Genomic DNA, 24,078 nt, shown 5'->3' with positions numbered 1-24,078 from the left:
CAATACCAGATGCAGCATCGGCTGGCCCGCACGCGCCTTCTGGAATTTTAGCTGCTGCCATGGCCAGCGCCCGTGGTTGGCAACCAGCGTGGCGAACCAGTCGGGCTTGCTGGACAGGCCACAAAGGCTGCGACGTCCGGACTGGCGCCCTTTGCGACGGCTCTGCGTCCGGCCCTGAGCGGCCTCTTCCCCCGGATTACGCTGTAAAGCGGGCGTTGACGGCATCACAACCGGCTGGCTGCGTTCGCTGGCCGGTGGCATGGCACCCCACTGCCCTTGAGCGGATTCGCTTGAGCCCGTGCCACCGGCCTCGGCCGACGGGTTCCTGTTTCCCGACGGCGGCGTAGTTCCAGGCGGAGACGAATTCTGCGGTGGTTCTGGAGGTGTCATCCGGCGATGAGCGAGCACCCATTCCCCGACGGCATCCAGGTCTTCCAACTCAACGGTTGTCGCTTGCCGCCAGGCAGCATGGGCTTGAGCGGCACGGTGCCAGGTCACGTCTGCCCGCAGGCCTTCAACCTGGGCTGCCGCACACCCGGTTGCAATATGCTCGTAGACCCATGGGGCGGTCGATATCGTCGAAAGCGCTGCTTCGGCGACGCTGATTTGGTCGGTCAGCGCCCGCTGCCGTTCGTCGTAGTCGGCGCAGAAGCCCTGAGGATCCCGCTCAAACGCCTCACGTTGCTGAACCACTGCGATGCGCTCGGACGCCGGCATGGTTTTACCCAACTCGACACAAAGGCCGAAACGGTCCAATAACTGGGGGCGCAATTCGCCTTCGTCCGGGTTCATGGTGCCAATCAAGCTGAAACGGGCTGGGTGGGTATGGCTCAGCCCGTCCCGCTCCACCACGTTGACCCCGCGGGCGGCGGCATCGAGCAGCAAGTCCACCAGGCTGTCCGGCAACAGGTTGACTTCGTCGACATAGAGCACGCCACCATCGGCGTTGGCCAGCAATCCCGGTTGGAAAACGGCTTCCTGTTCAGACAGCACCTGCTGCAGGTTCAGGCTCCCCACGAGCCTGTCTTCACTCGTTCCCAGAGGCATATTGACGAAGGGTGGACGTTGACCCTGACTGCTAGCCGGGAGGACGTCGGCCAGTCCCCGCGCCAGCGTTGATTTGGCGCTGCCGCGCGGGCCGGAAATCAGGACGCCGCCGATACGCGGATTGATGGCGTTCAGCACCAGCGCTGTCTTGAGCGATTCGAGCCCGACAATGGCTGCAAACGGAAACTCAGGCTGCAACTTCATCACGTTGCTCCGGAGATGCATCGTAGAGGCGCTTCAACGCCAGCACGCAGAATAGACCCGCCATTAGCCAGAACACCAAATTGGTCATGCCGGATGCCCAGATGAATTCATGGTGCAGCTCGTTTAACGCGGCAACGGCTTCCGGGTCCGGATGAGAGAACAATGGACCGTCCGGGTGTGCGGGCACCACCAGATAAGGCAGTACGAGGCATGGCACGCCTACCAGCTTTATCCAACCCCGCGCCAGGAACAGCAGGGCAAACCCGGCCAACACCATTGATACCGTAAACGCCCACCAAAGCTGACGCGCTTCGAGCGGCGCGGCGGCGGTTCCCGGTATTTCCGGCGGCAGGCCGATCGATGGCGCCACGAAGACGGCCAGGTAGCCAAGGCCCCCAAGCAAAAGACCGCGCGTGGGCGTCAGGGCCAGCTTGCCCCGCTCGCGCAATTGCGCCATAACCACCAGCATTACGGCCGCAAAGCCTATGCCGGCGAATATATTGGATAGCGCCGTGTAGAAGGTGCGTTCGGCGCCGTCGGCGGGTGCCCAATCGTCGCCACCATGGTGGTGACCGGTGGCGCTCTCGTGGCGCTGATGGTCGTCATGCTGGTGGCTGTGATGCTGGTAGTCAGCCTGGTGATGATCAGGTTGCTCGCCATGAGTGCCGGCGTCGGGCGCAGATGCTTCGACGACCTCATACTGTTCTGCATCGAGCAGGATGGGGGTAACGCCGACTGCCTGAACGGCGGTGACGATCAGACCCAGGGCAACGCCAATTAAACAGGCACTGAGAATCAAGGAACGGAACATTGGTTTCCCTCCGAATACGGTGTATTGGAACCGCGACAACCGCCATTGCGCATTCAACACGCGCCATGGCCCGATGGTCAGTCGATCAATACTTTAGTGGCAGGGAAACACGAAGCCATGCCGGGTATCGTGAGCCGCATTGTGGGCCACGTTCATCGGCAAAAAGCCCACTGCAAACAGGATCACAACGCCGAATAGCAGCACTGCGCCGTGCGGGGCCAGGGAAGAAACTTTGGAGGACGAGACGGAAGCCCGCTCGCTTGAGGGAGAACTGATGACAGACATGTTTTGCTCCTCGGTGCCCGCCGCACCGTTATCGGATTGAACGAAATAACAGGCCGGTCTTCGGGCTCAAAGGGGATTCAGCGCTGGGCTGAATCATCGTCTACACCTTCCCGGCTTGCGCCAGTGGTATCCGCAGACTACGCCTTTATTACCGATGCGGGGGCAGCGATGGAATCGGCCTTAAGGCCACACCATACTTCCCGATTATCCCCTGGACTTCAGGGGCACCTGTCCGTAACGAAGCCATCCTAATCCATTGATTGAAGGGTAGCAACGCTGTCGATGTTATTTGATCAAGGGCGCCAAGCCGTCGCCCGGCTCCAGGGCCTTGCCCCAGACATTGCGATGAACCAGCTCGCTCAAAGGTAGCCGGCTCCGCCAGCCTTTGGCCTGCAGTTCTGGCTGGGCGAGGAACTCGCTGACGTATCCCATACACAGGTAGGCTAACGGGTACACGTCTTGCGGAAGCTCCAGAACCTGCGCCAGTTCGTGTTGATCGAGAATGCTCACCCAGCCCACACCGATGCCCTCCGCCCGGGCCGCAAGCCACAGGTTCTGCACCGCCAGGCACGTGCTGAACAGGTCCGTTTCCACGATGGTGTTGCGCCCAAGCACATTCGGACCGCCACGGCTTCGGTCGCAGGTGATACAGAGGTTCATGGGGCTTTCAACGATGCCCTGAAGCTTGAGGCTACGGTAGGTTTCACCGCGCTCTCCCGGGTAGTTCTGCGCTGCCCGTTCGTTTTCCCGCTCGAAGATCCCGAGTACCCTGCGCCGCACCTCCACGCTGTCGATCACCAGGAAGTCCCAGGGCTGCATGAAACCCACCGATGGCGCGTGGTGAGCGGCCTCCAGAAGCCGGGCCAGAACCTCCGCCGGAATCGGATCCGGCAGGAACTGGGAGCGGACGTCCCGGCGCTCGTGGATGGCTCGATACAGGCCTTGTTTCTCCTGCTCGGTGAACGCATTCCGATTGTCGTTGCTCATGTGTTCGTCCTACCCACCCTATCCTCCAGACCCAGTACGCGACGGAGCCAAGCTGTATCCAGTGTTTGCTCGATATGGTCGGCCAGTCGATCCAGCTGGGTTTGCCGGTGTTGCGGGTAATCGACCGCAACCGATTCGGCGTTTTTCAAGCCCCAGGCGGTCAACAGCGCGCTGCACGCGTCGGGCCGGTCGAAAATCCCATGGACGTAGGTGCCCATCACCTGCCCATCTTCGCTGATCGCGCCATCGGCCCGTCCATTCAGGTCGATCAGCGGCCGCTGGAGTGCGGAACCGGTGGTAACGCCGTTGTGCATTTCGTAACCGGTCATTTCAACGCCACGATTATCCAAATGAAGCATCCCTTGCACATTCCGTAGCTGCTTGCCCGCGACCATCCGGGTTGTCATCGACAGCAGCGCCAATCCTTTCGTCGCCCCCGGGGCGCTTTCCAGGCCGTCCGGGTCCGCGACCGTATCCCCCAGCATCTGGAAACCGCCGCAAATACCGAAAACATGACCGCCGTATCGAAGATGGCGCTGAATCGCGGCAGGCCAGCCTTGGGCTTTGAGCCATTCCAGGTCGTGCCGCGTGTTCTTGCTGCCCGGCAGGATAATCACGTCCGCAGGTGGAATGTCACGCCCTACGGCAACGAACAAAAGCTCCACATTTGGATGCAGCCGCAAAGGATCAAAGTCGTTGTGGTTGCTGATGCGCGGCAGGCATGGCACGACGATCCGGAGACCCCCTTTGCCATTGACCCCGGTCAAACCCACACTGTCCTCGGCATCAAGCAAGAGCCCCTGGAGGTAGGACATCACGCCGACGACGGGCTTATGCGTTCGATCTTCCAGCCAGCGCAGCCCGGATTCCAGTAGCGCCGGATCTCCGCGAAACCGGTTGATCACAAACCCTGCAATGCGGTCGCGCTCGCTGGGCGACACCAGCTCCAGCGTGCCCACCAACTGAGCGAAGACACCGCCGCGATCAATATCGCCCACCAGCAACACCGGGCAATCGGCTGCTTCGGCAAAGCCCATATTGGCGATGTCATTGGCGCGAAGGTTGATTTCCGCCGGGCTCCCGGCGCCTTCGGCGATGATCACGTCATAGCGTTGGCTCAGTGACTGCCACGCGGCCATCACCGATTTCGATGCTTCGGCTTTGAAGGCGTGGTAATCCAGCGCATCCATATTGCCGTGAACGCGGCCACAAAGAATCACCTGCGCGCCTCGGTCACTCTGGGGTTTGAGCAAGACAGGATTCATATCGCTGTGGGGTTCCAGACCACAGGCCAGCGCCTGCAAAGCCGTGGACCGCCCTATCTCGCCGCCATCAACGGTAACGGCGCTGTTCAGGGCCATATTCTGCGGTTTGAACGGCGCCACCGAGACACCCTGGCGCGCCAGCCAGCGGCATAAGGCCGCCACCACGGTGCTTTTACCGGCATCGGACGTAGTGCCCTGGATCATCAATGTGGTCATGTGGCGTATCTTTCTTTAGCGTGATGAGGACGTTTGTGGGCATGGAACATGGGCCAAAGCGGCTTCCAACCGCAGCCATTGTGGTTCGTCGCCGGGTAGACCAAAGCGTAACGCAGCGGGATTGGAAAACCGACGAACCAGAATACCCTGCTGCGCCAGATGGTCGGCCACCGCATGTGCGCCGTCGAAAGCCACGTAACGGAACAAGGCCGTTCCTGAGACGGACGTTCCGAATGCTTGGAGGAGCGCGTCGAGGCGTGCCGCATCGCGACGGAGTCGCGCGCAAGTCTTCGTCTGCCAAGCGGTATCTGCCAGGGCCTGCTTCATCAGGAACCGTGCAGGATGGCTGATAGACCAGGGGCCAAGCTCAACCGCAAGCCGTGTCGTAACAGTGCTATCGCCCAGCACCGCTCCGGCGCGGACACCGGCGAGTCCAAAGAATTTGCCCAGGGATTTGAGGACCAGCAAGCCAGGACGATCACTTACCGGCGTCAAGCTATCATCGCGATCATCGGGCAACAGAAAAGCCTCGTCGACCACGAGCCACCCTCCCCGGGCCTGCAGCCGCTCGTGCCAGCCCAGTAGTTGCGAGCGTGCCCACTGGCGACCGGTGGGATTATTGGGGTTGATCCAAACCAACACATCCAACCCTTCCAGCCAGTCCTCTTCCTCGCTTGCCGTTAACGGGTCAATGGAAACTACGGTATGGCCGGCCTGCGACCAGCAACGCGCATGTTCTTCGTAAGCTGGATACGGTACCCCAACCCGGCAAGGCTTTCGCAACCGTGGCAAGGTTTGTATGGCGGCCTGGCTCCCCGCGACGGGTAAACATCCGGCTGTGGGCGGGGTGTCGCACCATGCCCGTACGGTGTCAACGAGGCCGTCGTCGTCTTCCGGCAAGCGTTGCCAGATGGAATCGGGAATCGTCGGGACCGGCCAACCTACCGGGTTGATCCCGGTGGATAGATCGAGCCATTTCTCACGCGGAATGTCCCATTGCCGGGCTGCTTCGCCTAACCGTCCACCGTGGTGTAGAGGTTGACCGGAATCCATTGCATCTCCTAAAGCACACTAAGCAAAGCCATGATGAAAAGCAGTAGCAACCACAAGCTAACACCCTTGTAGACCAGCTTGATCGCGGCGTTAATCGAAACCGGCGTCGCTACTGGCCCTTCGCCAAGCACGGGCCGTTGGCGCATGCCTTCGCTGTACGGTGCCGGGCCACCCAGAGTAACGCCCAGAGCACCGGCACCCGCCGCCATCACGGGACCGGCATTGGGACTCTCCCATTGGTGGCCCTGGGCTTGCCAGCACCGCCAGGCCAACGCTGTCTTTCCCGCCAGCGCATAGGTGGCGGCAGTCAGTCTGGCCGGAATCCACCCCATAACATCGTCCAGCCGGGCGGCGAAGCGGCCAAAGTACAGGAAACGCGCGTTGCGATAGCCCCACATGGCATCCAGCGTATTAACCATACGATGCAATAGCACGCCGGGAAGACCGGCGACAACAAACCAAAACAGGCTTGCGAAAACCGCATCGGCCCCATTTTCCAGCATGGATTCCGTCGCGGCGGTGGCGACCTCGGTATCGGAAAGCGTTGAAGGGTTCCGGCTGACAATCCTGCCAACAGCCTCCCGCGCGCCGTCCAGGTCAGCCGAGGCCAGGGGCGACGCAACAGCCCGTCCATGTTCGGCCAGCCCGCGTAAAGAAATCGCCGACCAAAGCACGATCGCTTCCGCTAACCACACCAAGACATCGGGCAATCCCTGGATAGCCAACCACGCAATTGTCAGGAAGGGAACGGTGAGTAGGCAGAGCCCGAGTATCCCCTTCGCCATCAGCCTCGGTGGGTGGTTAAGTCTCTGCTCAATACGGGCTGCGAGATTGCCGAAGCCCACCACCGGGTGCCAGCGACGGGGTTCGCCCAACGCATGGTCCAGCAATACAGCGATCAGGCAGATAACGGCCGTTTCGATCAATGCTTTTCCACCTCGAATGCGTCTCCATCTCAACCGAATTCAGCCAAGATTGATCCAGGGCATACGCCCGACAGGCCGCACAGTCTACTGGACAGCTTCAACCTTGACACCTTTTGCCTTGGGTCCCGCTGCCTTGACCCCATTTGATTGGACGCCCTCTCCCTTGACACCGCCCCGGCCGAATTAGACCATCGTTCGCCCGCTTATCCGCCAGGACTCGACCCTAATGCTACCGGCCAGTTGGACCACACCTTTACCCCAACCTGACGCGACGATGATCGAACGGGCCAGCGCCCGGCAAAGCATCCTGACCAAGCCGCCTGGATCCTTGGGCCGGCTTGAACAGGTTGCGATTGCCTTGTGCGGCCAGCAGGGACGTGACGCGCCGGCCGTCGATCGCGTTCATATCAACATCTTTGCCGCGGATCATGGGGTCTGTGAAGAAGGGATATCGGCCTTCCCCCAGGCGGTTACCGCCCAGATGATCGCCAATTTCGCAGCCGGAGGCGCCGCTATCAGCGTACTGGCCAAACAACTCGGTGCCGAATTGGAGGTGATCAATTTGGGCACCGTTGGCGATTTACCCGCCCATTTATCCGGCGTAATCGACGCACGTATCGCACCGTGCACTGCTAACCTGGCGGCAGAACCTGCAATGCCTCCCGAGCAACTCGCAAAAGCGCTCAACACTGGCGACCAAGCCGCACAGCGCGCTGCCAATGCTGGCGCCGAGCTATACATTGCCGGTGACATGGGTATCGGCAACACGACCACCGCCGCAGCGCTGGCTTGTGCCTTGCTGGATGCATCGGCCGCCGAGCTTGTCGGGGCCGGCACCGGACTGGCGCCGGAGGGCGTATCCCATAAGGCGCGCGTGGTGGAACGCGCCCTCACCCGCCACGGCCCTGACCGTCATCCGGAGCAGGTTTTGTCCTCCTTGGGGGGCTTTGAGATTGCCGCAATGGCCGGCGCTTACCTTGGCGCGGCGTCCCGGCGCATTCCCGTGCTTGTGGACGGTTTCATAGCGACCGTTGCGGCCCTGATAGCGGTGCGCCAGCAGCCTGAGCTGATTCATTGGCTGCACTTTGGCCACCGCTCTGCGGAGCGCGGTCACCAACGCGTTTTGGAAGCGCTCGACGCCACCCCTCTCCTCGATCTCAGCATGCGCCTCGGCGAGGCCAGCGGTGCAGCCGTCGCCGTTCCCCTGTTACGACAGGCCTGCGCTCTGCATAACCAGATGGCCAGCTTTGCCGACGCTGGTGTCAGTGACGGTTCATTGATGGGAGTTAAACCATGAATCAGCAGCACACCCTTATCGACCTAATCCGCCATGGCGAACCGGAAGGTGGCCCCAAGTTTCGCGGGACGCTGGACGATCCTTTGAGCGACTTGGGCTGGCACCACATGGCACAGGCCACGCGCGGGGAAAATCAGTGGGATGCTGTGATCGCCTCCCCGCTCAGACGCTGCCGCGAATTTGCCGAGAAGCTCGCAGCCGAACGTAATCTGCCGCTGACCATTGAAGAAGGCATCCGCGAAGTCAGCTTTGGAGAATGGGAAGGCAAAACGAGCGCCGCGGTCGCTGAGGCCTACGGCGACCACTTGAAGAACTTCTGGGCCAATCCCGTAGACCATACCCCACCGGGCGGCGAGGCCTTGGGTATCTTCCACAAGCGAGTGATCGAGAGTTGGTCAGAAATTCTGCAAAAGCATGACGGGCAGAAAATCCTGCTCGTCTGTCACGGCGGCATCATCCGGATGATCTTGGCTGAAGTGTTGGGCATTCCATTGGAACGGTCGTTCGCGGGTTTTGCAGTCCCTTTTGCCTGCCGCAGCAGAATACGCGTGGATCGTACGCCGCATGGCACATTCTATGCGCTGCTGAGTCACACGCCGCTGCCCGCCGGCGAATGACAAACGGAACACTGTTACTCGTCTTTTAACGTCAATGGCAGCCCGGCGACACTCATGAGAACGCGATTACACTGCTGGCCCAAGTCCTGATTGAGTAATCCCAGCTCATCGCAAAACTGGCGTGTCAGGGGATCCATAGCGACGGTCCCCAGGCCGACCTCATTGCTGACAACGATCACCGCACCCAGATAGCGCTGGAGCGACGTCAGGAAGGCGTTCCGCTCAGTTTGAAATACCTCGTTGCCTGCAAACAGCAGATTGCTCAGCCACAAGCTCATGCAATCGATTAACAGGCATGGCGGACGTTCAGCGTTTGCATACTTATCGAACACGCCTGCAAGCGCTATCGGCTCCTCTACCAGGCCCCAGTCCGAAGGTCGCAAAGAACGGTGACGCGCGATCCGTCTGGCCATTTCCTCGTCACCGGCTGTCGCAGTCGCGACATAGACGACGAACAGGCCGGAATCGGCGGCCGTCTTTTCTGCCAAAGCCGTTTTGCCAGAACGTATCCCGCCAATGACCAGCGTCTTCTCACCCATCGCTTACTCCATCACTACCAGTTTGTTGGCCGCTTGTACTATTGGCCGCTTGCGCTAAGAGCTGGAGAGCAACGATATCAGCTTTGCCTGTTAAATAACGCCATTGGCTTTAGAATGCGGTCTTTGCATCGATTAAAAGGGGTGGCTGTGAGCGACGGCAGATCTAGAATTCAGGAAGAATGGCAAACGTTCTGGCTGGCGATCAGCTTTCTGACCCGCATCCCCATGCTGATCAAAATCGATTATTCCCAGCGGTTGATGAACAACTGTAGCATGTACTTTCCATTGGTCGGCCTGCTGCTCGGGCTGATCTACGCGGGGGCTTACGTCCTCCTCACCTACACCTTCAGCCCACTGGTATCCGTTCTCCTGGTGATGGTCCTTCATCTCTGGCTCACCGGCGCCTTTCACGAAGACGGGTTGGCGGACAGCGTGGACGCGCTCGGCGGTGGCTACACCCTGGACGACAAGCTCCGCATCATGAAGGATAGCCGCATCGGCGCCTACGGCACGATTGCGTTGGTCATGGCCCTTGCCTTAAAAGCGGCATTGCTGATCGATTCTCGCCTGACCTGGCTGGCACTGATGGTTGCGCCTTGCGTGTCGAGACTGACACCGTTGTTATTGATGCGGTTCTTACCCTACATAACCGCTCCCGACACCAGTAAAACCAAACCTGTCGCAAGCGGCTTTCCCACTCAGCGGCTGTTGCTGGCGATACTCTTCACTGCATTTGTCGTCGTTATTGCTGCCGCCGGGTGGGATCCAGACCTTTTTCTCACAAGTGTGATCGCGACATTCGGCGTCGCGTGTCTTTGGGGCGGTTATCTCAAAACACAGCTAGGGGGCTACACCGGCGATACGTTGGGTGCCTGTGTCGTACTTTCGGAGCTGATAGTATTGGTGGGACTGGCTTAATCAGGCAATTTGGATGCTTACCCGTATAGGGCTGGACACGACTAGAGAATTAGGTGCTACTAGTTACGGAAGCTGCTATTAATTGAAAGGCTACTAATTGAGGTGCTAACGACTAGGACTGGAATCCTATGAAGTCAGCTTATAGACAGCCAACCAACTGAAGGGAAAGAGAAAATGGCGGTGGGCCAGGGATTCGAACCCCGGGAAGGCTACTAACCTTCGGCGGTTTTCAAGACCGCTGCATTCAGCCACTCTGCCAGCCCACCGTGATCGCAAACTGCGAAAGTCGCAAAAAATTGCGAAGCTGCCGTTCGACAGCGGGGAGCATGATACCGGAATCGATTGTTCTGTCAACGCTTCGGTAAAGCTTTCCTGAATTTCATAAACAACCCTGAACCTAAAGCTCGGGTACCAGTCAAAGCTCGCAAAGAAACCGTAAAAATAACGAGATAAGACGTTGAAACTTGCACGTTTGGCCTTATCATGAGTGTAAGCTCTAACTATAGTTCTATCATCTGAACCGGAGATTATGATGGACGACAGACGTTTCGATGTTCGTAACAGCCAGGGCGGCGCCTATGCAGCCAGCCAGGCGGGACATACAACGGGCATTAGTGCAGACGCTCATCGCGTACTGCGAAACACTTACACATTGCTGGCCATGACACTACTATTCAGTGCTGTTATGGCGGGCGTATCCATGACAATCGAGATGGGCCGAGGCGTCAGCCTCATGTGCAGCCTTGGCGCACTGGCCTTGGTTTGGCTGGTGCTGCCGCGCACGGCTAACAGTTCAGCAGGCATCGGTGTCGTCTTTGCCTTCACCGGCCTACTGGGCCTGTCGCTGGGTCCCATTCTTAACCACTACCTGGCCATGGCTAATGGCGGCGCGATCGTCATGCAGGCACTGGGTGGAACCGCGGTCGTCTTCCTGGGGCTGTCAGGTTATGTACTGACCACCAAGAAGGATTTCAGCTTCATGGGCGGCATGCTGATGGCTGGCCTGCTGGTGGTTGTGATTGCCGCAGTTGGCTCTCTCGTGGCTGGCCTATTCGGCGTGGATGTCAGCGCGTTCAGCCTGGCGATCAGCGCGGCCATCGTTCTACTGATGTCTGGCTTCATTCTGTATGACACCAGCCGCATCGTTAACGGTGGCGAAACCAACTACATCATGGCGACTACAGGGCTGTATCTGAGCATTTACAACCTGTTCGTCAGCCTGCTTCACCTGCTGGGCGCCTTTGGTGGCGACGACTGACAGGCCGTGAAGTAGCTACCCTAAAACCCCGGCATGTCCGGGGTTTTTTAATCCCCGTAGCAACAGTATTCTGACCGACATGAAAAAACCTGCCCAGTCGTTCACACTGGTGATTACCGGTGCGCCGTACGCAAGTCAGGCGCCGCAGACCGCACTTCATTTTGCCAAGGCGGCGCTGGACGCCGGCCATCGGATCCACCATGTATTTCTCTATGGGGATGGCGTGCATCTGGCCTCGAATCTCGCCTGCCCGCCCAGCGACGAGGCTGACTGGCCGGCCCAATGGCGCGAATTCCTGAGCAGCAGGCAGATCTCCGCCACCTGCTGCGTGGCTTCTGCGTTGCGACGCGGTTTACTCGACGCGACCGAAGCCAAGCGCTATGAGCGCGAAGCATTCAATGTCTCTGAGCCCTACAACATTGCTGGCCTTGGAGAGTGGCTTGAATCCAGCCAATCCAGCTCACGAACGCTATATTTCAATGGGAGTCACTGATATTGGGAGCCACCGATATGACGCGCCGATATCTATTCGTCATCGACCGTGCGCCTTACGGTGACTGGAGCGGTCGCGAAGCCCTCGACATGGCCTTCTCCGCAGCCGCTTTCGATCAGCCGGTCGCTTTGCTCTTTACCGGTGCAGGCGTGCAATGGCTAAGAGACCAGCAGCAACCGGCAGCTATCGAGCAGAAAACCGTCTCGCGCAATCTCTCTGCCGCGTCGCTTTTCGGCATCGAGGCCCTTTACGCCGACCAGGCAAGTCTCGACCGTTTCAAACTGGCCCAGAGCGAGCCGTCGCTTGAGATCAGCACGATAGGTTCGATTCGAGAGGTCGAGAATCAATTCACTGACGTGGTGCGCCTATAATGCGCTGCTTGCACATATTGAACAAAGCACCCGGCGAGCCACGATCCGAGGCATGTCTTGCGGATCTCACCAGCGGCGACGCCCTCTTGCTGATTGAAAATGCCGTCGTTGCCATAGCCGATAATGCTGTTGGCTGGCCCACGGACATCGAAACGTATGTTCTGACGGAAGATCTTGAAGCCCGTGGATTAAAGGATTTTGCCGTAGAAAACGGGTGGGCCTGCGTCAACTATCCCGAGTTTGTCACCTTGACCACAGAATCTGAAAAGGTAGTGTGCTGGTAATGCCGTCGGTCATGCCCTCCCGTAACAATGAGGGGTTCCTGAAGGACCCCATGCTCTGGTCGCCGGCGGTTGCCGAGCAGATCGCCTCCGAGTCGGATATCGCGCTGACCGAAGCCCATTGGGAAGTCATCCATATGCTGCGGGATTTCTATGCCGAGCATGAGATGGCACCGCCAGCCGCCCGCTTCTTCGTTAAGGCTGTTAAGCAAGAATTTGGCGACGAAAAAGGCAATAGCATTTATTTGATGCAGCTCTTCCCGGGAACCAGCGCCGTGAAAGTCGCGTGCCGCATTGCCGGTCTTCCGCGCCCGACCAACTGTCTCTAGGTCCCTACTATGTCAGGCAAAACGTCAGCCTTGCCGGAAACCAAGCCCGGCGAACATCCATTTGCGCCCTATGTGCGCATTCTCGGGCGCGGCAAGCGGGGTTCGCGGTCGCTCAACCGAGAAGAAGCCCGCCACGCCATGGGTATGATCCTGGCTGGCGACGTTGAAGACGTACAGCTGGGCGCTTTTTTGATGCTCATGCGCGTCAAGGAAGAGTCGGCCGAAGAATTAGCGGGCTTTGTCGATGCCGTTCGCGATCAAGCCCAAGCACCCGCGGACCTGGCCATCGATGTCGACTGGTCGTCCTACGCCGGCAAACGCCGCCATGCGCCCTGGTTTTTCTTCTCCTTGTTGCTGCTAGCCGATGCCGGTTTGCGCGTTTTCATCCATGGCGCTGAGGGACATACGCCGGAACGGATTTATCTGACATCGGTGATGGACGCTTTCGGTCTGCCGGTAGCCCAAGATTGGGAGATGGCCGCCAAGCAGTTGGATACATCCAACCTCGCGTACATGCACCTGCGGGATATCGCCCCACGCTTGGCCCAAATGATTGAGCTGCGCCCCATCTTAGGCCTGCGCTCGCCTGTCCATTCATTGTCGCGCCTTATAAATCCCTTATCGGCTCCGGTGGTGCTCCAAGGCATTTTCCATCCACCGTATGCCGGCCTTCATCAGGGCGCCGGTGAACTGCTGCAGTACGAGCGGGTGGCCGTGATTCGCGGAGAAGGTGGCGAGATCGAACGCAACCCGGATAACGCCATGAAGGTCTTTCGGTCCCGGCGGGATACTGCAGGATTCGTCACCGAGGAAGAGAGCTGGAGCGCCCTCTTCCCCCAGCGCCATGTGAAGCCCGAGCAGATCGATACCAAGGATATGCTAGCCGTTTGGCACGGCGAGCGGGCGGACGAATACGGCGAGGCCGCGGTGATTTCCACGGCCGCCTTTGCACTTCACGAGGCGGGCCGGGCAGCCAGTCAGGAAGATGCCCTGAAAATGGCCGCTACACTCTGGCAACAGAGAGACCGTACGCGCTTCGGATCAGCGGCCCCGGTCACGCGGCCCAGCGCCTGAATCATTGCTCGTGTGGCGACGGTGAGGATCGTCGTACGTTCCGAGAAAGCTGCTTAGGCCGTTTTCCATCAGATCGGTGCCGAAACGCAGAAAGGTGCGAGTGGATTCTTTTAGCGTACTCTCGGGAAGGTCGACAATGCTTTGTCTGACGCCCTCGCGTACGCCCCGTATCACGCGCTCCTCAACCTGTTCGCTGGTTCTGTTCAGCGCCTCCACCTTTGCATCGATATAAGGCTTGATGATCCAGCGGTGAAAAATCGCCAGCACAACCAGCACGGTCACGGCGGTCGCCATTAGCTGAAGCAGCAGTTCCTGCCAGAATGCCATGGGAACTCCCTGTTTGAAGTCGTTTTCTGTTAACAGCCCTTGCCTGCCGAAGGACTGCCGCTAATGAGTGTTACAGCGGCCAGTAGTAAAGGAAACCTAATTGAGCGGCACCGGCGACAGCGCCAAACAGGCCGCCCACCACCATGAGATGCAGCTCCTCTTCTTTAAACGCCGGCCGTAGGATGTCTTGGAACTCTGCTGGCGCCAAGGCCTTCATCTGCTGAGCTAGAACACCGGCGACAATCGGCGCTCGCTCCCGGTTGAAATCCGGGTCACAGAAGACATGCCCGGTCGCGAGAACCGCTTTCTCGTTCATGGCTTTCTTGATTTCCGTATAGCCGCTCATCCCGACACTAACCTGGGCGCCCAACTTCATCAGGATAGATTGATCCAGCAAGGGCCGAAGATGTTTCTGGATGATAGCCCGGGTGCGAGCACCCTCTTCCCCGTGGATCATGGCATCCGCCACTTTACCCACCGTCAGCAACTCCTCGGCAACCAGCTTGCTCCAAACTTCACTGATCTCGGCCTGGCGACGCAGGAAAAGACCCTGAACATTCCAGCCCAGGATGCGCCGTGGATTGAGCGGACGAAAAATCAGGTTGATGGCTATCCAGTTGGTGAGGAACCCGACAAAAAAGCCGGTTACCGGCAGTAGCCAGGGGTATGGAAAGCTGAGCCATACGGGCAGAATTGCCGCGCCAAGCAGCCCGCCGATGATAGCGCCCTTGTTAATCACTGAGCGCAGCTCCACCGACCCGGCTTGCTGGAATATCCGGTTCATCAGGTCAGGATGATCATTGAGCTCACGACTAAGCAGCGCCTTGAGATCAACTATTTCGCTGAGATCGTCTCCGAAATCCTCCACCAGCGACTCGATCCGGCGGGGCAATTGTTCCCGAGCCCAGTGGTAGATACGGTTACGCAGGAAATTGGGCATATTGTCCCAGAGCACGGGCTGAACGTCGTACATGATCTCGTCGATGTATTCATCCAGCCGGGGCGTCACCTGGGAAACAACCTGATGAACGATGCGTTCGGGGTCGAGCTTCTCATACACCAAGCTGAGGTCGCCAAACTGCTTCAGCGTGCGATCGATGCAGATATGCGCCATTTTCTCGGATTTGCGGGGGATAACACCTTGCCAGCCCAACCATGAGCCGACGCCGATAAAATGTACCGGGTAGAAAGACATCTGGATCGCCAGCCAGTTGGTAAACCAACCCACGAAGGCCGCCATCAGCGGAATGGACCACAGCGCTGTGTCGCTGAACATTGATACCCCAGTCAGAAATTCGGCATGCCGAGCCATAACAATACATCATTGGCCGGGAAGTCTTCCCCGCCACTTTATTATGGATCGCATAATGCTGGAGCTAAGACCATACGACATTGGCCGTCCAGCCGAGGCGAAATCGCCTGTAATGTCCTCTGGCCTTGATACCTGTAGTCCTCTGACCTTGATACCTGTAGTCCTCTGACCTTGATACCTGTAGTCCTCTGGACTGGATGTCTATAGTCCTCTGGACTTAATTAAAGGAAACGTGGAGCGGGCCCGCCACTTCGCCGATGCGGTCGTGGCGGGCCGGATAGGAAGGATTTACACCCGATTACTGGTAGTAAGCATTCTCCGTATAGGTGTGGTCGGTCACGTCACGCACGCCCGTCAATTCGGGGATGCGCTCGGTCAACGTGCTCTCTACACCTTGTTTTAGCGTGAGACTCACGGCACTGCAGCCCTGGCAGCCACCACCGAAGCGAAGTACGGCGACGGATTCTTCAGCCACCTCGACCAGTGACACCTCACCCCCGTGCGCCGCAAGGCCCGGGTTGATTTCCGAAGCCAGAATATAATTGATGCGATCCGGCAGGGGCGCATTCTCGTCAATGTTCGGCACCTTGGCGTTGGGGGCCTTTATCGTTAACTGGCCACCCATGCGATCGGTCGAGTAATCGACGTACGCCTCTTCCAAAAAGGGTACGGAGGTGTGATCCAGATAAAGCGTGAACCTCTCCAGATCGACTTTCTCATCGGTCGGCACAATTTCATTGGGCGGACAATAGGCCAGACACGTCTCTGCATGCTTCGTCCCTGGCTGGGTCACAAAGATGCGGACGCCCATGCCTTCCACGTCCTGCTTTTCAATCAGTTGCGCAAGATAGTCGCGTGCGGAATCAGTAACCGTAACCAATGCCATTTCTCTAACCTAATTGAGAATTTGAGCCTATTTTAAGCCACGTCGGAGCAACATTAAAGACCTAGTATTTTACTCGGTCTTTTATCACCCTCCTCGGTCCGGCCCATGGATATGACATCGATCACGCTAATTACAAGCACGCGGACGACGCAAAGGCGCATTTTTGCTATGATTCCGCGCCCCGATGAGATCAATGCAACCCGGATAAGTCCTTATGAACGATCGCCAGACCCGTCTGCACCAACTGCACGAAGCCCTAAAGCAGCGCATTATTATCCTCGATGGCGGTATGGGCACCATGATCCAGAACCTCAAACTGGACGAAGAGGCCTTCCGCGGCGATCGATTCAAGGATTACGACCGTGATGTTCAAGGCAACAACGACCTGCTGAACCTGACTCAGCCCGCCCTTCTCCGCAACATCCACGCGGATTACCTGGATGCCGGCGCAGATATCATCGAGACCAATACCTTCAATTCCACCCAGCTATCCCAGAGCGACTACGGGATGGACTCGCTGGCCTACGAGTTGAACCTGGAAGGCGCACGCCTGGCGCGGCAGATTGCCGACGAATTCTCCCGGCGCAACCCGGACAAGCCCCGGTTCGTGGCCGGCGCCGTTGGACCGACCTCGCGTACGGCTTCCATTTCGCCGGACGTCAACAATCCCGGCTATCGCAACATTGACTTCCAGACCCTCTACGAGAACTACTACGAAGCCGTCAAAGGTCTGGCCGATGGCGGCTCCGACCTGATCCTGATTGAAACCATCTTCGACACGCTGAATGCCAAGGCCGCCATCTACGCCACCCAGCAGTATTTCGAAGATGCCGGTTTTGCCTTGCCGATCATGATTTCCGGGACAATCACCGATGCCTCGGGCCGCACGCTCTCTGGCCAGACGACCGAAGCCTTCTGGAATTCCGTTGCCCACGCCAAACCGCTCTCGGTTGGCCTTAACTGCGCCCTGGGCGCCGATGCGCTGCGCCCCTATGTGGAAGATCTCTCCAATCGCGCCGAAGCCTATGTCAGTGCACACCCGAACGCCGGCCTTCCCAATGAGTTTGGCGAATACGACCAGACGCCGGAGGAAATGGCCGAGATCATCGAGGGCTTCGCGAAAGATGGTTTCCTCAATATTATCGGCGGCTGCTGCGGTTCACGCCCCGATCACATTGAAGCAGTGGCCAACGCCGTCAGCAAGTATCCGCCGCGTCAGCTTCCCGATATCGAGCCCGCCTTGCGCTTGTCCGGCCTGGAACCGTTTACCGGTGACGCGACGTCCCTGTTCATCAACGTGGGCGAGCGTACCAACGTTACCGGCTCCAAACGCTTCCTGCGCCTGATCAAGGAAGAGCAGTACGAAGAGGCCCTGAGTGTCGCCCGGGATCAGGTGGAGAACGGCGCCCAAATTATCGATATCAACATGGACGAAGGGATGCTGGAATCCCGCGAGGTGATGGTGAAATTCCTCAACCTCGTGGGCTCCGAGCCGGATATCGCCCGTGTTCCGATTATGATCGACTCCTCCAAGTGGGAAGTCATCGAAGCCGGCCTGCGCTGTATCCAGGGCAAGGCGGTGGTGAACTCCATCAGCCTCAAGGAAGGCGAAGAGGAATTCCTGTCCCGCGCCCGCAGCTGCATGCGCTATGGCGCCGCGGTTGTCGTTATGGCCTTCGATGAGCAAGGCCAGGCGGACACGTTCGAGCGTAAGACCCAGATCTGTAAGCGCTCCTATGACACGCTGGTGGGCATCGGCTTTAACCCGGCGGATATCATCTTCGATCCCAATATTTTTGCCATCGCCACCGGTATCGAGGAACACAACAACTACGCGGTCGATTTCATCAACGCCACCCGCTGGATTCGCGAGAACCTACCCCACGCATCGATTTCCGGTGGCGTGAGCAACGTCTCCTTCTCCTTCCGCGGCAATGACGTGGTCCGCGAAGCCATCCACTCGGTCTTTCTCTATCACGCCGTAAAAGCCGGCATGAATATGGGGATCGTCAATCCCGGCCAATTGGTGGTCTACGACGAAATCGATGCGGAGCTGCGCGAACTGGTCACCGACGTCGTTCTAAATCGCCGCGATGACGGCACCGATCGCTTACTCGAAGCGGCTGAGCGCTATCGTGGCGAGGTCGGTAAATCTCGCGAGGAAGACCTTGCCTGGCGCGAATGGCCGGTGGAAAAGCGCCTGCAACACGCCCTGGTCAAGGGCGTCACAACCTACATTATTGAAGACACCGAGGCCTGTCGCCAGAACGCCGAACACCCCATCGAGGTCATCGAAGGCCCATTAATGGACGGCATGAACGTCGTTGGTGACCTGTTCGGTGACGGCAAGATGTTCCTGCCCCAGGTGGTCAAGAGCGCCCGAGTCATGAAGCAGGCCGTGGCGCACCTGATTCCGTTTATCGAAGCGGAAAAGAGTGAGGGCCAGCAAGCCAAAGGCAAAATCCTCATGGCGACGGTGAAAGGCGATGTCCACGACATCGGCAAAAACATCGTTGGCGTAGTGCTGCAGTGCAACAATTACGAGGTCATCGACCTCGGCGTCATGGTGCCCTGCGAGAAGATTCTCGACACCGCCAGGAAAGAGAACGTGGATATCATCGGTCTGAGCGGGCTGATTACCCCGTCTCTCGACGAGATGGTGCATGTCGCCCGTGAAATGCAGCGTCTCGATTTCCAGGTTCCTTTGATGATCGGCGGTGCCACAACCTCCAAGGCACACACGGCAGTGAAGATCGAGCCCCAGTACAAAAACGACCTGGCGCTCTACGTTTCCGATGCGTCCCGTTGCGTCAACATCGCATCTCAATTGCTGAGCAAGACGGCAAAAGAGAAGCTGGTCAGTAAGACCCGTGACGAATACGACACCATTCGGGAACGTCGCAAAAACAGAGGCGAGCGTACCAAGCTGGTCGACCTGTCCGAGGCGCGAAACCGGGATACCGGAATAAACTTCGACGATTACCGACCTATCCGCCCGACTTTCACCGGACTGCGCACGTTCGAAGACTATGATCTGAGTGAACTGGTCGACTACATCGACTGGACGCCCTTCTTTATTTCCTGGGATATGTCCGGCAAGTACCCGGCGATTTTTGACGACCCCAAACGTGGCGAAGCCGCACGCTCACTGTTCGAGGACGGCCAAGCCATCCTCAAACGTATCCTTGAGGAAAAGCGCCTCACAGCCAAAGCCGTCATTGGCTTTTGGCCAGCCAATCGCAAGGGCGACGACATCCTCGTATTCACAGACGAAAGCCGTACCGAGGTGCTAACCACCCTGCACCACCTGCGTCAGCAGGACGAAAAATCTCCGGGCAAGCCGATGCTCGCCCTCTCCGACTATCTGGTCGACGAGAACGGCGATTGCGACTACGTGGGAGGCTTTGCGGTAACGGCCGGTATCGGTGCCGAAGAATTTTCTAATGAATTCAAGAACAACAACGACGACTACAACGCCATCATGGTTAAGGCGTTGGCGGATCGCTTTGCAGAAGCTTTAGCTGAACGCATGCACGAGCGGGTACGCAAGGAGTTCTGGGGGTACGATCCCGACGAAACCCTCGATAACGTGGCACTTATCAAGGAGCGCTATCGCGGCATTCGTCCTGCGCCGGGCTATCCAGCCTGTCCGGACCATACCGAGAAAGAAGCGCTGTTCGAGTTGCTGGACGCGCCGGCGAACGCGGACATGCATCTCACCGAGCACTTTGCGATGTTTCCGGCGGCGGCTGTTTCCGGCTGGTATTTTGCCCACCCGGACGCCAAGTATTTTTCCGTAGGTAAAATTGGACGTGACCAGGTAGAGGACTACGCTAGACGTAAAGGTATAACCAAAGCGGAAGCAGAGCGCTGGCTGGCCCCGAGTCTGGCTTACGATCCGGCCGAGTAGTCTTGGCAGGATTGCCAAGGCAGCTAGGGAGCCTGGCGCCGGAAATATATCGAGGCGAAGCATGAGCGAACCGGAGCGTCACAAACCGTCAGAACCAACGGAACGCGCCAAACGGCCGGGTTTCTTCAAGATCGTACAAAGCATCTTGGCTGGCGCCTTTGGCGTTCAATCCAACCGGCGCCGGGAGGAAGATTTCAGCAGCGGAAGCCCGGCGACCTATATCGTTGCCGGGATTGTTTTTGTGCTGGGATTCGTCGTGATCGTGGCGCTAGTCGTTCAATGGGTTATCAGCTCCCATTCCTGAACCCGACGTTATACGCGACTCCATTCGAGCACGGCATTAGCTACGCTGCATCGTTGACGCGAAAGCAGCTGCGCCGACTAAGGCTCCCCCTCCCAACTTATTCAGCCTCTTCCGTGCCTGAATACTCTGAATCTTATGCCTGATGGAGCCCGCAAAAACCGCAAACGATGTAATCGTGAGCGACACCACGCCCAGGAATGTGGTCATCAATATCAGTAGTTGAGGAACGACCGACGATTCCGTGCTGACAAACTGGGGTAGAAAAGCCACGAAAAAGATGATGTCTTTGGGATTTAATGCCGTCACGAGAAACGAGGACTTGAACATGCCGACTTTGGAGGTATAGGTTTCCTCTAACAACGGCGAATTAGGCCTAGGTTCCTCGCGCCAAGCCTTCACACCCAAATAAAATAAATACCCGACGCCAAGCCACTTGAGCGCCAGGAATAATGTCGCCGAAGTCGCTAATACCGCCCCTAAACCTATGAGGGATAACGTCATCGCGACCAAGTCACCAAGTAGGACCCCCGTAACCAATGGGGCTACCGATGCTTTGCCGTGACTGATCGCCTGCCCGACCACTAAGATAACTGTGGGCCCAGGAATAATGGCAAATATGAAAACGACAGATATAAAGGCCATCCATGTTTCAATAGTCATAACTCATCCATGTCCGATGACCGATAGTGTTGGGGTAGTCCGAGATCTCGAAGCTACAATGACGCTAACGTAGGTTTGCTAAAGGCCACTCACCCAAAAAACAGCGGCGCCTACGGCCAGAAAGATCAGCACAACGGCAGCAACGGCGTCGACTTGGCTGTCGGTGTAGGTAGACTTTTTGCTCATGCTCACACTCCTCGCACCAATACTTTTTGTTATCATGGAACTCATGGTTGGGGGCGTTTAGCCCAGAGTCCGTTCACCGTCTCATTCATCCCGAAGTAGCGGGCTTCTGTCAGGTCAACAAACTTATATAAGCCTATGTTTGAAAAGGCTTCTCTTCCACCATGTTTTAAGTCCAATACGCTATTAGCATATTTAGAAATAATCATTTTGTGCATAAGGCAAAGCTGATATCTTAACCGCCAAATTGGATTAGTGTCCCCAGGAACAGGTTTATGTACGTTTACGACGAATACGATCGCCAGATCCTGAATGAGCGCGTGGCGCAGTTCCGGCATCAGACGGATCGTGCCCTCGCCGGTGAACTCGCCGAAGACGAGTTCTTGCCGTTGCGTTTGCAGAACGGCCTTTATGTGCAGCGCCTTGCGCCTATGCTTCGCATCGCCATTCCCTATGGCATGCTACGCGCAAACCAGCTCCGCCGCCTGGCCCGCATAAGCCGCGACTACGACAAGGGCTATGCGCACTTCACCACGCGTCAAAACGTTCAGTTTAACTGGCCGGCTGTTGCGGACGTGCCTGACATTTTGGCCGAACTGGCTGAAGTCGAAATGCACGCCAACCAAACCAGCGGCAACTGCATTCGTAATACCACAACCGACCAGTTCGCCGGCGTCCAGACAGAAGAGCTCACTGATCCACGCCCTTACTGCGAACTGATCCGTCAATGGTCGACCTATCACCCGGAATTCGCGTTCCTGCCGCGGAAGTTCAAGATCGCGGTCAACGCATCGGAAGGCACTGACCGCGCCGCGGTGCAGGTTCACGATATCGGCCTGGAATTGGTGAACAACGAGGCGGGCGAGTTCGGTTTCCGCGTCTACGTTGGCGGTGGGCTGGGCCGCACGCCGGTCGTTGGCCCGGTAATCCGCGAATTTTTACCGGAGCTGGACCTGCTGACCTACCTGGAAGCGATTCTGAGGGTGTATAACCGGTACGGTCGCCGCGACAACAAATTTAAGGCGCGAATCAAGATTCTGGTCAAAGCGATGACCCCGGATGTCTTCGCCGAAAAGGTCGAAGCTGAGTGGGCGCATATCAAAGACTCTCCGACGCGCCTTACCCGCGAAGCCGTCGATAACGTGAAGCGTTTCTTCACCGAGCCGGATTACCAGTCGCTTGATGACAATCCGGATGGTCTTCAGACTCAACGCGCTGAGAGCAAAGCTTTCGATAGCTGGGTCAAGCGCAACGTCAGCAAGCACAAGAAACCGGGCTACTGTATCGCCACGCTTACCCTGAAGAAAACCGGGGTTCCGCCCGGCGACGTTAGTGATCGTCAGCTTGAGCAGCTCGCCGATCTAACCGAGCAGTACAGCTTCGGTGAACTGCGCGTCACCCACCAGCAGAATGTTGTACTGGCAGACGTGCGCCAGGATCAGCTGTTCGAGCTGTGGCAAACCATGCGACCGATGGGCTTTGCTACGGCCAATCTGGGTACGCTGACCGATATTATCTGCTGCCCGGGTGGCGACTACTGCGCCCTGGCCAATGCCAAGTCCATTCCGGTAGCCGAGGCGATCCAGACGCGTTTCGACGATATGGATTACGTTTACGACTTGGGCGATATCGACCTGAACATTTCCGGCTGTATGAACGCCTGTGGCCACCATCACGTAGGCAACATCGGTGTACTCGGCGTGGACAAGAAAGGCCAAGAGTTCTATCAGATTTCACTGGGCGGTTCGTCCCAGCGGGATGCGTCACTGGGTAAGATTCTGGGCCCCTCCTTCGCGAGAGAAGACATGCCCCAGGTTATCGAGAAGATCATCGATGTTTTCGTCGACAACCGGACCGAGGAAGAAACTTTCCTGGACACCTATCGACGCATCGGTATCGATCCTTTTAAGGAGCGTGTATATGCCTGATTTGATTCGCCACGACGGCGTCCATGACGATGAGTGGACGTTGGTATCCGCACCGGAAGAAGGTCAGGAGCTGGCGCTGCCGGAAGGTCCGGCTTTGCTTCCAGCCACGGTATGGAAAGAAAATCGCGATCGGTATGCCGGCCGTAACGACATCGGCATCTGGTTCGATAGCCATGAAGAGCCCGAAGCCTTCGCCGATGTGCTCGACGACCTGCCGGTGATCGCCGTTAACTTCCCCAAGTTCACCGACGGCCGCGGCTACAGCATCGGGCGCTTACTGCGCGAGCGTTATGGCTACAAGGGCGAACTGCGTGCCGTTGGCGACGTCCTGCTGGATCAGCTGTTCTACATGAAGCGCTGTGGCTTCGATGCCTATGCCCTGCGCCCCGACAAGGATATCAGCCAAGCCGAGCATTGCCTGAATTTCTTCAGCAACACCTATCAGGCTGCGGTGGATGACAAGGAGCCGCTGTTCCGTCGGCGTGCAGCCGAGACATCCTGATCGTTCAGAATGTCAGATGGGATACAGGCTATAAAAAAGACGGCTCGCAGGCCGTCTTTTTTTTGGCTTTTTGATAACTTTTGGCTATCGGCCGT

General features: G+C 57.9%; 24 protein-coding genes, 1 tRNA gene, 1 pseudogene and 1 riboswitch. Of the genes and pseudogenes, 13 read left to right on the top strand and 13 right to left on the bottom strand.

Annotated elements, in window-relative coordinates:
• Positions 1-210: 210 nt before the first annotated feature.
• The 7 genes and pseudogenes from FXO11_RS20425 to cbiB form a co-directional block, all read right to left on the bottom strand.
• Positions 211-1,251, bottom strand: a pseudogene (locus FXO11_RS20425) (ATP-binding protein); the annotation flags it as partial.
• The gene (locus tag FXO11_RS09185; RefSeq protein ID WP_148862702.1) at positions 1,235-2,062 is read right to left on the bottom strand and encodes a CbtA family protein; all 828 of its coding nucleotides are present in this window, start codon (positions 2,060-2,062) and stop codon (positions 1,235-1,237) included. The gene FXO11_RS09185 and the pseudogene FXO11_RS20425, both read right to left, overlap by 17 nt.
• A gap of 93 nt (positions 2,063-2,155) precedes the next feature.
• Positions 2,156-2,347: a CbtB domain-containing protein gene (locus tag FXO11_RS09180; RefSeq protein ID WP_148862701.1), complete on the bottom strand. Its 192-nt coding sequence runs from the start codon at positions 2,345-2,347 to the stop codon at positions 2,156-2,158.
• A gap of 34 nt (positions 2,348-2,381) precedes the next feature.
• Positions 2,382-2,594: riboswitch (cobalamin riboswitch) on the bottom strand.
• A gap of 38 nt (positions 2,595-2,632) precedes the next feature.
• Positions 2,633-3,334, bottom strand: coding sequence for a 5,6-dimethylbenzimidazole synthase (gene bluB, locus FXO11_RS09175; RefSeq protein WP_148862700.1), 702 nt, complete (start codon positions 3,332-3,334; stop codon positions 2,633-2,635).
• Positions 3,331-4,815 (bottom strand): cobyric acid synthase, encoded by a 1,485-nt coding sequence (locus tag FXO11_RS09170; protein WP_148862699.1) that lies wholly within the window; start codon positions 4,813-4,815, stop codon positions 3,331-3,333. Before FXO11_RS09170 ends, bluB begins: the two co-directional genes overlap by 4 nt.
• A 15-nt stretch (positions 4,816-4,830) precedes the next feature.
• The gene (gene cobD / locus FXO11_RS09165) at positions 4,831-5,868 is read right to left on the bottom strand and encodes a threonine-phosphate decarboxylase CobD (protein ID WP_148862698.1); all 1,038 of its coding nucleotides are present in this window, start codon (positions 5,866-5,868) and stop codon (positions 4,831-4,833) included.
• Positions 5,869-5,876: 8 nt separating this feature from the next.
• Positions 5,877-6,791 carry an adenosylcobinamide-phosphate synthase CbiB gene (gene cbiB / locus FXO11_RS09160; RefSeq protein ID WP_148864858.1) on the bottom strand — a complete coding sequence of 305 codons (915 nt, stop codon included), beginning with the start codon at positions 6,789-6,791 and terminating at the stop codon, positions 5,877-5,879.
• A 229-nt stretch (positions 6,792-7,020) separates the two neighbouring features.
• Here cbiB and cobT point away from each other — a divergent pair, with 229 nt between their 5' ends.
• A complete protein-coding gene (gene cobT, locus FXO11_RS09155; RefSeq protein WP_148862697.1) occupies positions 7,021-8,091 on the top strand; it encodes a nicotinate-nucleotide--dimethylbenzimidazole phosphoribosyltransferase in 1,071 nt (356 codons plus the stop codon).
• The gene (locus tag FXO11_RS09150) at positions 8,088-8,708 is read left to right on the top strand and encodes a histidine phosphatase family protein (RefSeq protein ID WP_148862696.1); all 621 of its coding nucleotides are present in this window, start codon (positions 8,088-8,090) and stop codon (positions 8,706-8,708) included. Before cobT ends, FXO11_RS09150 begins: the two co-directional genes overlap by 4 nt.
• Before the next feature lie 14 nt (positions 8,709-8,722).
• Here the strand turns inward: FXO11_RS09150 and cobU are convergent, their stop codons facing one another.
• Positions 8,723-9,247 (bottom strand): bifunctional adenosylcobinamide kinase/adenosylcobinamide-phosphate guanylyltransferase, encoded by a 525-nt coding sequence (gene cobU / locus FXO11_RS09145; protein WP_148862695.1) that lies wholly within the window; start codon positions 9,245-9,247, stop codon positions 8,723-8,725.
• Between the two features lie 147 nt (positions 9,248-9,394).
• Between cobU and cobS the strand changes: the two genes are divergently transcribed.
• On the top strand, positions 9,395-10,165 hold the full coding sequence (gene cobS / locus FXO11_RS09140) for an adenosylcobinamide-GDP ribazoletransferase (RefSeq protein WP_227546097.1): 771 nt from the start codon (positions 9,395-9,397) through the stop codon (positions 10,163-10,165).
• A 175-nt stretch (positions 10,166-10,340) separates the two neighbouring features.
• On the opposite strand, the gene FXO11_RS09135 is transcribed toward cobS, so the two are convergent.
• Positions 10,341-10,431: transfer RNA gene (locus tag FXO11_RS09135), tRNA-Ser, on the bottom strand.
• A 266-nt stretch (positions 10,432-10,697) separates the two neighbouring features.
• Here FXO11_RS09135 and FXO11_RS09130 point away from each other — a divergent pair.
• From FXO11_RS09130 to FXO11_RS09105, 6 genes are all read left to right on the top strand, one after another.
• The gene (locus tag FXO11_RS09130) at positions 10,698-11,423 is read left to right on the top strand and encodes a Bax inhibitor-1/YccA family protein (RefSeq protein WP_148864857.1); all 726 of its coding nucleotides are present in this window, start codon (positions 10,698-10,700) and stop codon (positions 11,421-11,423) included.
• A gap of 79 nt (positions 11,424-11,502) precedes the next feature.
• Positions 11,503-11,916, top strand: a complete 414-nt coding sequence (gene tusD / locus FXO11_RS09125) for a sulfurtransferase complex subunit TusD (RefSeq protein WP_148862693.1) — start codon at positions 11,503-11,505, stop codon at positions 11,914-11,916.
• A gap of 17 nt (positions 11,917-11,933) precedes the next feature.
• Positions 11,934-12,287: a sulfurtransferase complex subunit TusC gene (gene tusC / locus FXO11_RS09120; RefSeq protein ID WP_148862692.1), complete on the top strand. Its 354-nt coding sequence runs from the start codon at positions 11,934-11,936 to the stop codon at positions 12,285-12,287.
• Positions 12,287-12,571 (top strand): sulfurtransferase complex subunit TusB, encoded by a 285-nt coding sequence (tusB, locus tag FXO11_RS09115; RefSeq protein WP_148862691.1) that lies wholly within the window; start codon positions 12,287-12,289, stop codon positions 12,569-12,571. The genes tusC and tusB overlap by 1 nt, the downstream gene beginning before the upstream one ends.
• 11 nt (positions 12,572-12,582) lie before the next feature.
• Positions 12,583-12,897, top strand: coding sequence for a TusE/DsrC/DsvC family sulfur relay protein (locus FXO11_RS09110; RefSeq protein WP_227546095.1), 315 nt, complete (start codon positions 12,583-12,585; stop codon positions 12,895-12,897).
• A 9-nt stretch (positions 12,898-12,906) separates the two neighbouring features.
• Entirely contained in the window at positions 12,907-13,971 is a 1,065-nt protein-coding gene (locus FXO11_RS09105; protein ID WP_148862689.1) for a glycosyl transferase family protein, read from the top strand.
• Here the strand turns inward: FXO11_RS09105 and FXO11_RS09100 are convergent.
• From FXO11_RS09100 to nfuA, 3 genes are all read right to left on the bottom strand, one after another.
• On the bottom strand, positions 13,939-14,298 hold the full coding sequence (locus FXO11_RS09100) for a hypothetical protein (protein WP_148862688.1): 360 nt from the start codon (positions 14,296-14,298) through the stop codon (positions 13,939-13,941). The genes FXO11_RS09105 and FXO11_RS09100 overlap by 33 nt on opposite strands.
• A gap of 70 nt (positions 14,299-14,368) precedes the next feature.
• Positions 14,369-15,574 (bottom strand): DUF445 domain-containing protein, encoded by a 1,206-nt coding sequence (locus FXO11_RS09095; RefSeq protein WP_148862687.1) that lies wholly within the window; start codon positions 15,572-15,574, stop codon positions 14,369-14,371.
• A 334-nt stretch (positions 15,575-15,908) separates the two neighbouring features.
• Positions 15,909-16,496, bottom strand: a complete 588-nt coding sequence (gene nfuA / locus FXO11_RS09090; protein ID WP_148862686.1) for a Fe-S biogenesis protein NfuA — start codon at positions 16,494-16,496, stop codon at positions 15,909-15,911.
• Between the two features lie 214 nt (positions 16,497-16,710).
• Between nfuA and metH the strand changes: the two genes are divergently transcribed.
• Together metH and FXO11_RS09080 are read left to right on the top strand one after the other, a co-directional pair.
• Positions 16,711-20,406, top strand: coding sequence for a methionine synthase (metH, locus tag FXO11_RS09085; RefSeq protein WP_148862685.1), 3,696 nt, complete (start codon positions 16,711-16,713; stop codon positions 20,404-20,406).
• Positions 20,407-20,467: 61 nt separating this feature from the next.
• Complete coding sequence (locus tag FXO11_RS09080; RefSeq protein ID WP_148862684.1) at positions 20,468-20,710, top strand: DUF2970 domain-containing protein; 243 nt, start codon at positions 20,468-20,470, stop codon at positions 20,708-20,710.
• Positions 20,711-20,746: 36 nt separating this feature from the next.
• Here the strand turns inward: FXO11_RS09080 and FXO11_RS09075 are convergent, their stop codons facing one another.
• Positions 20,747-21,370: a LysE family translocator gene (locus FXO11_RS09075; protein WP_148862683.1), complete on the bottom strand. Its 624-nt coding sequence runs from the start codon at positions 21,368-21,370 to the stop codon at positions 20,747-20,749.
• Positions 21,371-21,828: 458 nt separating this feature from the next.
• Here FXO11_RS09075 and FXO11_RS09070 point away from each other — a divergent pair, with 458 nt between their 5' ends.
• Complete coding sequence (locus FXO11_RS09070) at positions 21,829-23,481, top strand: nitrite/sulfite reductase (protein WP_148862682.1); 1,653 nt, start codon at positions 21,829-21,831, stop codon at positions 23,479-23,481.
• The gene (locus tag FXO11_RS09065; RefSeq protein ID WP_148862681.1) at positions 23,474-23,983 is read left to right on the top strand and encodes a DUF934 domain-containing protein; all 510 of its coding nucleotides are present in this window, start codon (positions 23,474-23,476) and stop codon (positions 23,981-23,983) included. The genes FXO11_RS09070 and FXO11_RS09065 overlap by 8 nt, the downstream gene beginning before the upstream one ends.
• Positions 23,984-24,078: the final 95 nt, after the last annotated feature.

Source organism: Marinobacter fonticola, from assembly GCF_008122265.1.
Classification (GTDB): Bacteria; Pseudomonadota; Gammaproteobacteria; order Pseudomonadales; family Oleiphilaceae; genus Marinobacter_A; species Marinobacter_A fonticola.
This window is presented reverse-complemented; position numbering and strand designations above follow the sequence as displayed.

Bases quoted from the DNA above. Each gene is read 5' to 3' on its own strand.
- FXO11_RS09185 (WP_148862702.1), bottom strand. From the start codon at position 2,062: ATGTTCCGTTCCTTGATTCTCAGTGCCTGTTTAATTGGCGTTGCCCTG.
- FXO11_RS09180 (WP_148862701.1), bottom strand. From the start codon at position 2,347: ATGTCTGTCATCAGTTCTCCCTCAAGCGAGCGGGCTTCCGTCTCGTCC.
- bluB (WP_148862700.1), bottom strand. From the start codon at position 3,334: ATGAGCAACGACAATCGGAATGCGTTCACCGAGCAGGAGAAACAAGGC.
- FXO11_RS09170 (WP_148862699.1), bottom strand. From the start codon at position 4,815: ATGACCACATTGATGATCCAGGGCACTACGTCCGATGCCGGTAAAAGC.
- cobD (WP_148862698.1), bottom strand. From the start codon at position 5,868: ATGGATTCCGGTCAACCTCTACACCACGGTGGACGGTTAGGCGAAGCA.
- cobT (WP_148862697.1), top strand. From the start codon at position 7,021: ATGCTACCGGCCAGTTGGACCACACCTTTACCCCAACCTGACGCGACG.
- FXO11_RS09150 (WP_148862696.1), top strand. From the start codon at position 8,088: ATGAATCAGCAGCACACCCTTATCGACCTAATCCGCCATGGCGAACCG.
- cobU (WP_148862695.1), bottom strand. From the start codon at position 9,247: ATGGGTGAGAAGACGCTGGTCATTGGCGGGATACGTTCTGGCAAAACG.
- FXO11_RS09130 (WP_148864857.1), top strand. From the start codon at position 10,698: ATGGACGACAGACGTTTCGATGTTCGTAACAGCCAGGGCGGCGCCTAT.
- tusD (WP_148862693.1), top strand. From the start codon at position 11,503: ATGAAAAAACCTGCCCAGTCGTTCACACTGGTGATTACCGGTGCGCCG.
- tusC (WP_148862692.1), top strand. From the start codon at position 11,934: ATGACGCGCCGATATCTATTCGTCATCGACCGTGCGCCTTACGGTGAC.
- tusB (WP_148862691.1), top strand. From the start codon at position 12,287: ATGCGCTGCTTGCACATATTGAACAAAGCACCCGGCGAGCCACGATCC.
- FXO11_RS09110 (WP_227546095.1), top strand. From the start codon at position 12,583: ATGCCCTCCCGTAACAATGAGGGGTTCCTGAAGGACCCCATGCTCTGG.
- FXO11_RS09105 (WP_148862689.1), top strand. From the start codon at position 12,907: ATGTCAGGCAAAACGTCAGCCTTGCCGGAAACCAAGCCCGGCGAACAT.
- FXO11_RS09100 (WP_148862688.1), bottom strand. From the start codon at position 14,298: ATGGCATTCTGGCAGGAACTGCTGCTTCAGCTAATGGCGACCGCCGTG.
- FXO11_RS09095 (WP_148862687.1), bottom strand. From the start codon at position 15,574: ATGTTCAGCGACACAGCGCTGTGGTCCATTCCGCTGATGGCGGCCTTC.
- nfuA (WP_148862686.1), bottom strand. From the start codon at position 16,496: ATGGCATTGGTTACGGTTACTGATTCCGCACGCGACTATCTTGCGCAA.
- metH (WP_148862685.1), top strand. From the start codon at position 16,711: ATGAACGATCGCCAGACCCGTCTGCACCAACTGCACGAAGCCCTAAAG.
- FXO11_RS09080 (WP_148862684.1), top strand. From the start codon at position 20,468: ATGAGCGAACCGGAGCGTCACAAACCGTCAGAACCAACGGAACGCGCC.
- FXO11_RS09075 (WP_148862683.1), bottom strand. From the start codon at position 21,370: ATGACTATTGAAACATGGATGGCCTTTATATCTGTCGTTTTCATATTT.
- FXO11_RS09070 (WP_148862682.1), top strand. From the start codon at position 21,829: ATGTACGTTTACGACGAATACGATCGCCAGATCCTGAATGAGCGCGTG.
- FXO11_RS09065 (WP_148862681.1), top strand. From the start codon at position 23,474: ATGCCTGATTTGATTCGCCACGACGGCGTCCATGACGATGAGTGGACG.